This is a genomic window from Streptomyces saintjeani, assembly GCF_055409605.1.
Genome location: NZ_CP189624.1, coordinates 4,449,542 through 4,460,000 on the forward strand (window position 1 = coordinate 4,449,542; position 10,459 = coordinate 4,460,000).

Annotated in this window: 7 protein-coding genes and 2 rRNA genes (1 of these 9 only partly in view); 6 read left to right on the forward strand and 3 right to left on the reverse strand. The window is 66.9% G+C overall.

Features of this window, described 5'->3' with window-relative positions; translation table 11 throughout:
• Positions 1 to 224: 224 nt before the first annotated feature.
• The 6 genes from ACQCO7_RS20135 to ACQCO7_RS20160 all read left to right on the forward strand — a co-directional run bounded on the left by ACQCO7_RS20135 (position 225) and on the right by ACQCO7_RS20160 (position 7,409).
• The gene (locus ACQCO7_RS20135; protein ID WP_010355696.1) at positions 225 to 533 is read left to right on the forward strand and encodes a hypothetical protein; all 309 of its coding nucleotides are present in this window, start codon (positions 225 to 227) and stop codon (positions 531 to 533) included.
• A gap of 159 nt (positions 534 to 692) precedes the next feature.
• Positions 693 to 1,523 carry a DUF8175 domain-containg protein gene (locus tag ACQCO7_RS20140; protein WP_464073175.1) on the forward strand — a complete coding sequence of 277 codons (831 nt, stop codon included), beginning with the start codon at positions 693 to 695 and terminating at the stop codon, positions 1,521 to 1,523.
• Positions 1,513 to 2,847, forward strand: coding sequence for a hypothetical protein (locus tag ACQCO7_RS20145; RefSeq protein WP_464073176.1), 1,335 nt, complete (start codon positions 1,513 to 1,515; stop codon positions 2,845 to 2,847). The genes ACQCO7_RS20140 and ACQCO7_RS20145 overlap by 11 nt, the downstream gene beginning before the upstream one ends.
• Entirely contained in the window at positions 2,844 to 4,403 is a 1,560-nt protein-coding gene (locus ACQCO7_RS20150; protein ID WP_464073177.1) for an SCO6880 family protein, read from the forward strand. Before ACQCO7_RS20145 ends, ACQCO7_RS20150 begins: the two co-directional genes overlap by 4 nt.
• 6 nt (positions 4,404 to 4,409) lie before the next feature.
• Entirely contained in the window at positions 4,410 to 5,828 is a 1,419-nt protein-coding gene (locus tag ACQCO7_RS20155) for an ATP-binding protein (RefSeq protein ID WP_075734384.1), read from the forward strand.
• Positions 5,829 to 5,831: 3 nt separating this feature from the next.
• The gene (locus tag ACQCO7_RS20160) at positions 5,832 to 7,409 is read left to right on the forward strand and encodes a type IV secretory system conjugative DNA transfer family protein (protein ID WP_464073178.1); all 1,578 of its coding nucleotides are present in this window, start codon (positions 5,832 to 5,834) and stop codon (positions 7,407 to 7,409) included.
• Here the strand turns inward: ACQCO7_RS20160 and ACQCO7_RS20165 are convergent.
• The 3 genes from ACQCO7_RS20165 to ACQCO7_RS20175 form a co-directional block, all read right to left on the reverse strand.
• Positions 7,398 to 7,958, reverse strand: a complete 561-nt coding sequence (locus ACQCO7_RS20165; RefSeq protein WP_464073179.1) for a GNAT family N-acetyltransferase — start codon at positions 7,956 to 7,958, stop codon at positions 7,398 to 7,400. The genes ACQCO7_RS20160 and ACQCO7_RS20165 overlap by 12 nt on opposite strands.
• A gap of 71 nt (positions 7,959 to 8,029) precedes the next feature.
• A 5S ribosomal RNA gene (rrf, locus tag ACQCO7_RS20170) occupies positions 8,030 to 8,146 on the reverse strand.
• A 91-nt stretch (positions 8,147 to 8,237) separates the two neighbouring features.
• A 23S ribosomal RNA gene (locus ACQCO7_RS20175) occupies positions 8,238 to 10,459 on the reverse strand; it runs 920 nt beyond the window's last position.

Genomic DNA, 10,459 nt, shown 5'->3' on the forward strand with positions numbered 1-10,459 from the left:
GACAGGTTCCGCAGAACCACACCCCACGGTTCCGCGCTCACCTCATTGCCCGGCGTGACCTGCCGTGATACACAGAGTGACGATACGAACCATTCATACGAATCCCACCCGTCAATGCCGCCAAGTCGACATACCCAGGCGGCATTGTCGGTGACAATGACTCCCGACCCCTGCGCACGGCAGCGGGCCACGAACGGAACTACCCACCAGGGGCGGTGACTTACATGCTCTTCGCAGCCGACAAGGGCGACATCAACACCATCATCGGCGGGATCGCTCCGGACTGGGGCCCCTTCGGCAGCCTGGGTACCGAGGCCAAGACGATGATCCAGGTCGTGATGGCCTTCGCGATCCTCATCTGCCTCGGCATCGCCGTCTGGGGCGCCGCGAAGCAACGGATCGGCGCCACCGCCCTGCGGGACACCTTCAGCGCGGAACAGGGCAAGGGGCTGATCATCGCGGGCCTCACCGGAGTCTTCATCATCGGCTCCCTCGGCACGCTGTTCACGATCGTGTACGGCATGGCCGTCTAGCTCCTCCCCCTTCCCGCCCCCTCCCGGCTGAGGTTGCGTCCCCCTGATGTCGAGTCACCACACCGCGCCCGCGCGGGAACCAGCACGGCTACCGTCGTACGGCACCGCGTTCCTCCACGACGCCCACGCCGCATACGACGCAGAGGGGGCGCACGCCTCATGAGTCCCGTCGACGAGCCCGGCCACGACACGTCCACCGGTGGCTACGCGGGTACCCGCACCCGCCTCCCCGAAACCGACTCCGCGCGCCGGCCCGCCCGCTCCTCCTCCCGCAGCCTCGTCACGGTCGTCGCCGTCGTCGTCCTGCTGATCGCGGCCATCGCGTTCGCGAACCGGGGCAACGGGGATGGCGGCGGCTCCACCGCGGCGACCGGCGGCGCCTCCGGCACGAAGCCGCAGGCACAGTCGACGGCGGCGACGGGGACGAAGCCGGTGGAGACCAGAACGGGAAGCATCCCCACCGGATACGCACGGACCCGCCAGGGCGTTCAATCGGCCGCCGCGAACTACGCGGTCGCGCTCGGCTCCACGGCGATGTTCAAGAAGGCCACCCGGGACGACGTCGTCAACGCCGTCTACACCCCGGCCGAGGCCGCCCGCCTCGTACCGGAACTCGACAAGGCGTACTCCACCGACTTCCTCGCCCGAGCCGGCCTCGACGCGAACGGCGACGCCCCCCGGGGCAGCACCTTCGTCTCCCGCACGGTCCCCATCGGTACGACGGTCAGCGCCTACGCCGACACCACCGCCACGGTCGCCGTCTGGTACATGGGCCTCATCGGGATGTCCGGCACGAACTCGACGGACCCCGTCAGCTCCTCGTGGTCCACCTGGACCTTCACCTTCCAGTGGACGGACGGCGACTGGAAGGTCGCCTCCCAGACCCAGACCTCGGGACCCGCCCCGGTCCCCGGCGACAACAAGGCCGCCAGCTCCGACGAGATCAGCAAGGCCATCGAGGAGTACGGAGGGTTCACGTATGCCCGGTAAGCCAGCGCTCCGCCTCGCCGGAGTCTTCGCCGCCGTACAGACCACGGCCGTCCTGCTCTCGGCCAGAGCCTTCGCCGCGCCCACCCCCGACCCGAGCCCCTCGGGCAGCGCCTCCCCCACGCCGGCCCCGTCGCCCTCCAGCGACGAGTGCCGGCTCATCGTCGGCGACGCCAAGGAGTACTGCGAGCGCGGCACCAGCGGCCGGACGAGCACCACCAACCCCGGCGTCTCCGGCACCCTCGACCCGCTCTCCTCCCTCGCCAAGGGCTGCGCCGACGCCGCCTCCTGGACCGTCAAGAAGCTCAGCGAGGCCGTGAAGGAGACCGCGAACGTCGACTTCACCAACGAGAAGTTCCTCCAGCAGTACGCGGTCGTCTTCGCCGCGTCGACGGTCCTGACCCTCGTCCTGTGGCTGCTGGCCGTCGCCAAACGCGCGGTACGCGGCGTCCCCCTCGGCACCGCGATCTCCGAGGCCGTCGGGTTCCTGTGGCTGACCGTCCTCGCGTCCGCGTTCACGCCGCTGATCCTCTACACCGTCGTCTCGGCGACCGACGGCATCACGGAGGTCCTCGCGAAAGCGACCGGCGACCAGACCGACACGTTCTTCGGCACCTTCTCCACCGCGCTCGCGAAGGGCGAGAACATCGGCGGCGGCCCGATCATGCTGATCGTGGTCTCCCTGGTGTCGGTCCTCGCCGCGGGCATCCTCTGGCTCGAACTGGTCATCCGTACGGCCCTGTTGTACGTCGGCGCGCTGCTCGGCACGGTCGTGTACGCCGGTCTCGTGGACAAGAACCTCTGGGGCCACGTCCGGCGCTGGGCCGGTGTCATGATCGCCGTGATCATGGTGAAACCGGTGATCGTGATCGTGCTGGGCCTCGCCGGAGCCCTCTCCGGGGACGACGGTCCCGACTCGTTCTCGGCGATCGTGTCGGGGCTCGCGATCATCCTGCTGGCCATCTTCGCCAGCGCGATGATCTACCGCTTCGTCCCCGGCTTCGGCGACGAGATCGCCGCCTCCCGCAACAACCGCATCATGCAGGGCGCGGAGAGCAAGGCGGCGGCCGTCATCTCGTCCCCGGCAACCCTCGTCGCACAGGGCATCAAGACACACAGCACCCGCGCCAACGACGGGGGCGGCGGCGGGAACTCGTCCAGCAGCAGCACGCCCCGCCCCGCCAACCCGGGCTCCGGCGGCATCGCCGCGCACGGCTCGCGCCCCGCGAACGGCGGCGGCTCAGCGGGCGCGCCCGCCCCGCGCACCGGCAGCCCCCTCAACACCCCGCACGCCAGCAACAACCGCACGGGAGGTGAAGGGCGTTGACGACCGAGTCCCACCTGTCGCACCCGATCGCGCCCCGCCGTACGTATCTGATCGGCCGGGCCCGGCCGAACGCGATCGTCGGCAAGAACCGCGAGACCGGAGAGATCGCCCTCATCATCACGGGCGCGTTCTTCGGCATGATGTGCGGTCTGCTCGTCCCCGTGCTCGCCCTGCGGATCGTGCTGCTCACCGGCTTCCCGCTGATCGCCCTGATGGCGGTCTACGTGCCGTACAAGCACCGCACGTTCTACAAGTGGTTCGAGATCAACCGCAGTTACAAGCGCAGCCTGCGCAAGGGCACCGCCTACCGCAGCTCCGCCATGGAGGCCGGCATCGCGCTCGACGGCCGCGAGGTCGAGATCGGCCCGCCCCCCGGCATCGGCCGCATCACCTGGCTGTCCGCGCCCTTCGGCCCCGACGAGATCGCCGTCCTCCTGCACGCCGACCGCCGTACGGTGACGGCCGCGATCGAGATCGAGGGCCCCGGCGTCGGCCTGCGCGACAGCGAGGACCAGGAAGCCCTGGTGGACCGTTTCGGCACGCTGCTCAAGCACGTGGCCAACGGCGACGGCTTCGTCACCCGGCTCCAGATCCTCGCCCGCACCCTCCCCGCCGACCCCGACGCGCACGCCAAGGACGTCAGCCAGCGCGGCGACGACAAGGCGCTGCCGTGGCTCCAGTCCTCGTACGAGCAGCTCCAGTCGATGGTCTCCACGAGCAGCGAGCAGCACCGCGCGTACCTCGTCGCCTGCATGCAGTACAGCCGTGAACTCGCCGCCGAGGCCCACGCGATGGCCCGCTCCGCACGCCCCCAGGCGGGCCGCAAGGTGGACCGGGACGCCGGGCTCGCGGTCGTCATGGCGCGTGAGCTGACGGACATCTGCTCGCGCCTCCAGGAGGCCGACATCCGCGTCCGCCAGCCCCTCGGCCAGGGCCGCCTGTCGTCGCTGATCCACTCCATGTACGACCCCGACCACCCCATCGACCACATCCAGGCGATGACCAAGCGCAACGCCTGGCCGGCCGAACTCGACGCCATGGAACCGACGTTCCTCCAGGCGAAGACCCGCGAGTCCTCGACCCGCGCCCCCTGGTGCCACTCCACGGCGTGGATCAAGGAGTGGCCGATGACCCCGGTCGGCGTCAACTTCCTCGCGCCCCTGCTCGTCCACACCCCGGACGTGATCCGCACGGTCGCCGTGACGATGGACCTCGAACCCACCGAGGTCGCCATCGAACGCATGCTGACGGAGAAGACCAACGACGACGCCGAGGCGTCCCGCCAGGCCAAGATGAACCGCACCCTCGACCCCCGCGACGTCGCCGCCAACTCCCGCCTGGATCAACGCGGTGAGGACCTGGCGAGCGGCGCGGCGGGCGTCAACCTGGTCGGCTACATCACGGTCTCCTCGCGCTCCCCCGAAGCCCTCAACCGCGACAAGCGGACGATAAGGGCCTCGGCCGGAAAGTCGTACCTCAAGCTGGAGTGGTGCGACCGCGAGCACCACCGAGCGTTCGTCAACACACTCCCCTTCGCCACCGGCATCCGGAGGTAGGACCAGATGCGGGATCCGCTCTCCCTCCTCACCGACGCCTTCACCACCTTCCTCTTCGGCAAGGTCGAGACGACCCGCCTCCCGGTCCGCACCTCCACCGGCCAGGCCCAGGCGGTCTATCTCCCCACCGCCGCACCGGGGTTGGGCGACTCCGGCGTCATCATCGGCCGCGAGGTGTACTCCGGCAAGGGCTACATCTACGACCCCTTCCAGCTCTACGGCCAGCAGCTCCCGGCCCCCCACTGGCTCGTCCTCGGCGAGTCCGGCAACGGCAAGTCCGCCCTCGAAAAGACGTACGTCCTGCGGCAGTTGCGCTTCAAGGACCGCCAGGTCGTCGTCCTGGACGCCCAGGGCGAGGACGGCGCCGGCGAGTGGAACCTCATCGCCCGCGAGCTGGGGATAACCCCCATCCGCCTCGACGCGATGGCCGCCCTCGACGACGGCATCCGCCTCAACCCCCTCGACCCGGCGATCACGACGACGGGCCAACTGGCCCTGCTGCGCACGATCATCGAGGTCGCGATGGGCCACGGCCTGGACGAGCGCTCCGGCTTCGCGCTCAAGGTCGCGCACGCGTACGTCAACGAGACGATCCTGGAACGCCAGCCGGTGCTGTCCGACATCGTCGAGCAACTCCGCCACCCCGAACCGGAGTCGGCCGAGGCGATGAACGTCGCCATAGACGACGTACGCGCGTGGGGACTCGATGTCGCCCTCGTCCTGGACCGTCTGGTGGACGGCGACCTGAGGGGCATGTTCGACGGCCCCACGACGGTCGGCATCGACCTCGACGCGCCGCTCATCGTCTTCGACCTGTCCCACATCGACCGCAACTCCATCGCCATGCCGATCCTGATGGCCATCGTCGGCGTCTGGCTCGAACACACGTGGATCCGCCCCGACCGCAAGAAGCGCATCTTCCTCGTCGAAGAGGCGTGGCACATCATCAACAGCCCGTTCGTGGCGCAGCTGTTCCAGCGCCTGCTGAAGTTCGGGCGGCGCCTGGGCCTGTCCTTCGTCGCGGTCGTCCACCACCTGTCCGACGTGGTGGACGGGGCGGCGGCCAAGGAGGCCGCGGCGATCCTGAAGATGGCGTCCACCCGGACGATCTACGCGCAGAAGGCGGACGAAGCCCGGGCGACGGGACGGGTGTTGGGCCTCCCGAGGTGGGCGGTCGAAATCATCCCGACCCTCACGCCGGGCATCGCGGTGTGGGACGTCAACGGGAACGTGCAGGTGGTCAAGCACCTGGTCACGGAGACGGAACGCCCCCTGGTCTTCACGGACCGCGCGATGACACAGTCCTCCTCGGAGGCGGCGGACGACGCGCTGCGCGCCGCCGAGCTGGAGGCGGAACAGCGGGCGGCGGCGTTCATGGAACAGCACCTGTCCGACCTGGACGGCACGGAATCCACGGTGGCGTGACCGATGCCGACCCCTCGCCCCAAACACCAGGGCGGCGTCCCGGACGGCCTGCTCCTCGGGATACTGGCGCTGCTCCTGGTGATCACGGTCCTGACCTGGACGGCAACGGGCTTGTCGGCCCTGCTCTCCCACGGCTCCTGGCCGCCCGACCTGACCTTCATGCGTACGCCCCTGGCCCTACGCCACCTGATCTCCAACCCGAACGACCTCTCGGGCGCCTGGCCGGACACCCCGCTGGACGCCCTGTCGGGGTACGGCCTCTTCTGGGGCCTGTTCATCGGCCAGCTGATGATCCTGCTGACCCTGACGTTCTTCGGCCTGGGAACGTGGGCGAGATGGAGGCTGGTGAGGACGAGGAAGCGGGAGGAGAGGCTGGGGGCGCGGAGCGGAGGAGCGCACGAGAAGGGCCGGGAGCCGGACGCGGGAGGGCCAGGGCCGTACCTCACGGACGAACCGCACGCAGCCACAGACAGCCGCACCACCCCACCCACCGACCCGCACCCACCCCACCCACCCCACCCAGCTGCGGGCAGTCGTGCCGCTAGGGGCGGCACGGGTGGGCGCAGCGGCACCCCGCCGGCGCGGGCAAGCGAAACGCCCCCCACCCCAGCCCCCACCGACCCCGCACCGACCCCCGACCTCACCCCCCACACACCTGTTCCCACCCTCCAGTCCGCCCCCCGGGACTCCCGCCTCCACACCGCCGCCCAAGCCCTCCAGAACGCCCCGGGCCCCGCCGTGGTCCTCACCTCGAACCCCGCCCTCTGGCACACCACCAAGGACGCGAGGGCAAAACTCGGCCCCACCCTCCTGTACGACCCCACCCACCTCTGCGACACCCCGTCCCGCCTCCACTGGCCCCCCACAACGGGCTGCGAGGACAAGGAAACGGCGATCGCGAGAGCGACAGCGCTCCTCACCCCCACCCGCCCCACCGCGAAGATCGACCAGGCGATCGCGGACACGGCCCACACCCTCCTCCGCAGCTACCTGCACGCAGCCGCGCTGGACGGGAAGACGATCAGACACGTACACCGCTGGAGCCAGGGCACACACGTCCAGGAGGCGGTGAAGACACTGCGTACGCACCCGAAGGCGGCCCCAGGAGCGGCAGGCGAACTGGAAGCGGCCCTGACGGCCCACCCGGAGCGCAGGGACATAGCGCAGGAACTGACGACAAGAACCCTGGCGGCCCTCTCGACGGTGAACATCAGAGAAGCCTGCGCACCGAACAGAACAGACGCCGTCACGCTGGATTCCTTCCTCCACGAGACGGGCACGCTCTATGTAGTGGGCGACTCGATCGAGGACCCCCGCACGAACCCCGGCGCGATGCCCCTGCTCACGGCTCTCGTCGCAAGCGTGGTCGAGCGCGGCCGGCGCATGGCCGAACGGTCATCCTCCGGTCGCCTCGACCCACCACTGACCCTGATCCTGGACGACGTCGCGGCAACGGCCCCGATCCCGACGCTCCCGGACCTCCTACGGACGGGAGAGACCCAGGGCCTCCCGACGTTCGCCCTGGTCCGCTCGGAGGAACAGGCGAAGTCCCGCTGGCCGGACAGCGCCCTACCGTTCTGAGGGCCGCAGGTAGACGTACTCCAGCTCGTCCCCACCGCCGTCGCCTTCGAGGGGTACGACGACCCCGGTGGCCACGAACCCGATCCGCTCGTACGCGGCGAGCGCACGCCCGTTCTCCCGGTGGACGAGGAGCCGCACGCGGTCGAGCCCGATCCCCCAGGCCCACTCCAGGGCGGCCCGGAAGAGCGCGCCGACCACAACCCCGCCCCCACGCACAGCGGGCCGCACATACACGCCCACGACCTGCCCCTGCCGCTGCTCGACGGGCTGCCCGGCCCAGTCGACGCTGCCGGCCTCCTCGACGAGCACGGCAAGCCCCCCGACCCACACCCCGTCCGCGCCCACGGCGACGAACTGCCGCGCCCCGACGGCCCCTTCGGCGCACCCTGCGGCCCGCTCCTGCCAGAAGGAATCAGGCAGCTTCACGGCGCTGTCGTACGTCTCGAAGAAGGCGAGGGGCGCGGCGGGGTCCTGGAGAGCGGCGAGCCGGAGCTCCCGCACGGCGGGCCACTCGTCGGCGCGTATGGGGCGTATGTCGAATTCGTTCATGCCGGTCACGATAGCCCTAAACGCAGAAAACCCCCGCACCAATTAAGGTGCGGGGGTTCCCCGGAATGATTGTTCGGCGGCGTCCTACTCTCCCACAGGGTCCCCCCTGCAGTACCATCGGCGCTGTAAGGCTTAGCTTCCGGGTTCGGAATGTAACCGGGCGTTTCCCTCACGCTATAACCACCGAAACACTATGAAACACATCAACCGCACCACACCATGAACCATGGCATGGGGTTGTTCGTGGTTTCAGAACCAACACAGTGGACGCGAGCAACTGAGGACAAGCCCTCGGCCTATTAGTACCAGTCACCTCCACCCCTTACAGGGCTTCCAGATCTGGCCTATCAACCCAGTCGTCTACTGGGAGCCTTACCCTCTCAAGGAGGTGGGAACACTCATCTCGAAGCAGGCTTCCCGCTTAGATGCTTTCAGCGGTTATCCCTCCCGAACGTAGCCAACCAGCCATGCCCTTGGCAGAACAACTGGCACACCAGAGGTTCGTCCGTCCCGGTCCTCTCGTACTAGGGACAGCCCTTCTCAATGTTCCTGCGCGCGCAGCGGATAGGGACCGAACTGTCTCACGACGTTCTAAACCCAGCTCGCGTACCGCTTTAATGGGCGAACAGCCCAACCCTTGGGACCGACTCCAGCCCCAGGATGCGACGAGCCGACATCGAGGTGCCAAACCATCCCGTCGATATGGACTCTTGGGGAAGATCAGCCTGTTATCCCCGGGGTACCTTTTATCCGTTGAGCGACGGCGCTTCCACAAGCCACCGCCGGATCACTAGTCCCGACTTTCGTCCCTGCTCGACCCGTCGGTCTCACAGTCAAGCTCCCTTGTGCACTTACACTCAACACCTGATTACCAACCAGGCTGAGGGAACCTTTGGGCGCCTCCGTTACTCTTTAGGAGGCAACCGCCCCAGTTAAACTACCCATCAGACACTGTCCCTGATCCGGATCACGGACCCAGGTTAGACATCCAGCACGACCAGACTGGTATTTCAACGACGACTCCACAACCACTGGCGTGGCAGCTTCAAAGTCTCCCAGCTATCCTACACAAGCCGAACCGAACACCAATATCAAACTGTAGTAAAGGTCCCGGGGTCTTTCCGTCCTGCTGCGCGAAACGAGCATCTTTACTCGTAGTGCAATTTCACCGGGCCTATGGTTGAGACAGTCGAGAAGTCGTTACGCCATTCGTGCAGGTCGGAACTTACCCGACAAGGAATTTCGCTACCTTAGGATGGTTATAGTTACCACCGCCGTTTACTGGCGCTTAAGTTCTCAGCTTCGCCACACCGAAATGTGACTAACCGGTCCCCTTAACGTTCCAGCACCGGGCAGGCGTCAGTCCGTATACATCGCCTTACGGCTTCGCACGGACCTGTGTTTTTAGTAAACAGTCGCTTCTCGCTGGTCTCTGCGGCCACCCCCAGCTCAAGGAGTAAATCCTCTCACCAGTGATGGCCCCCCTTCTCCCGAAGTTACGGGGGCATTTTGCCGAGTTCCTTAACCATAGTTCACCCGAACGCCTCGGTATTCTCTACCAGACCACCTGAGTCGGTTTAGGGTACGGGCCGCCATGAAACTCGCTAGAGGCTTTTCTCGACAGCATAGGATCATCCACTTCACCACAATCGGCTCGGCATCAGGTCTCAGCCTCAATGTGCGACGGATTTGCCTATCGCACGGCCTACACCCTTACCCCGGGACAACCACCGCCCGGGATGGACTACCTTCCTGCGTCACCCCATCACTCACCTACTGCAAGTCTGGTCCGTCGGCTCCACCACTTCCCTTTGCCCGAAGGCTCCGGGACGGCTTCACGGACTTAGCATCGCCTGGTTCAATGTTTGACGCTTCACAGCGGGTACCGGAATATCAACCGGTTATCCATCGACTACGCCTGTCGGCCTCGCCTTAGGTCCCGACTTACCCTGGGCAGATCAGCTTGACCCAGGAACCCTTAGTCAATCGGCGCACACGTTTCCCACGTGTGAATCGCTACTCATGCCTGCATTCTCACTCGTGAACCGTCCACCACTGCCTTCCGGCGCAGCTTCACCCGGCACACGACGCTCCCCTACCCATCACAGCACCCGTTGGGGCTATACGCTGCAATGACACGACTTCGGCGGTACGCTTGAGCCCCGCTACATTGTCGGCGCGGAATCACTAGACCAGTGAGCTATTACGCACTCTTTCAAGGGTGGCTGCTTCTAAGCCAACCTCCTGGTTGTCTCTGCGACTCCACATCCTTTCCCACTTAGCGTACGCTTAGGGGCCTTAGTCGATGCTCTGGGCTGTTTCCCTCTCGACCATGGAGCTTATCCCCCACAGTCTCACTGCCGCGCTCTCACTTACCGGCATTCGGAGTTTGGCTAAGGTCAGTAACCCGGTAGGGCCCATCGCCTATCCAGTGCTCTACCTCCGGCAAGAAACACACGACGCTGCACCTAAATGCATTTCGGGGAGAACCAGCTATCACG

Coding starts and splice junctions, on each gene's coding strand:
- ACQCO7_RS20140 (WP_464073175.1), top strand. CDS start 693: ATGAGTCCCGTCGACGAGCCCGGCCACGACACGTCCACCGGTGGCTAC.
- ACQCO7_RS20145 (WP_464073176.1), top strand. CDS start 1,513: ATGCCCGGTAAGCCAGCGCTCCGCCTCGCCGGAGTCTTCGCCGCCGTA.
- ACQCO7_RS20135 (WP_010355696.1), top strand. CDS start 225: ATGCTCTTCGCAGCCGACAAGGGCGACATCAACACCATCATCGGCGGG.
- ACQCO7_RS20160 (WP_464073178.1), top strand. CDS start 5,832: ATGCCGACCCCTCGCCCCAAACACCAGGGCGGCGTCCCGGACGGCCTG.
- ACQCO7_RS20165 (WP_464073179.1), bottom strand. CDS start 7,958: ATGAACGAATTCGACATACGCCCCATACGCGCCGACGAGTGGCCCGCC.
- ACQCO7_RS20155 (WP_075734384.1), top strand. CDS start 4,410: ATGCGGGATCCGCTCTCCCTCCTCACCGACGCCTTCACCACCTTCCTC.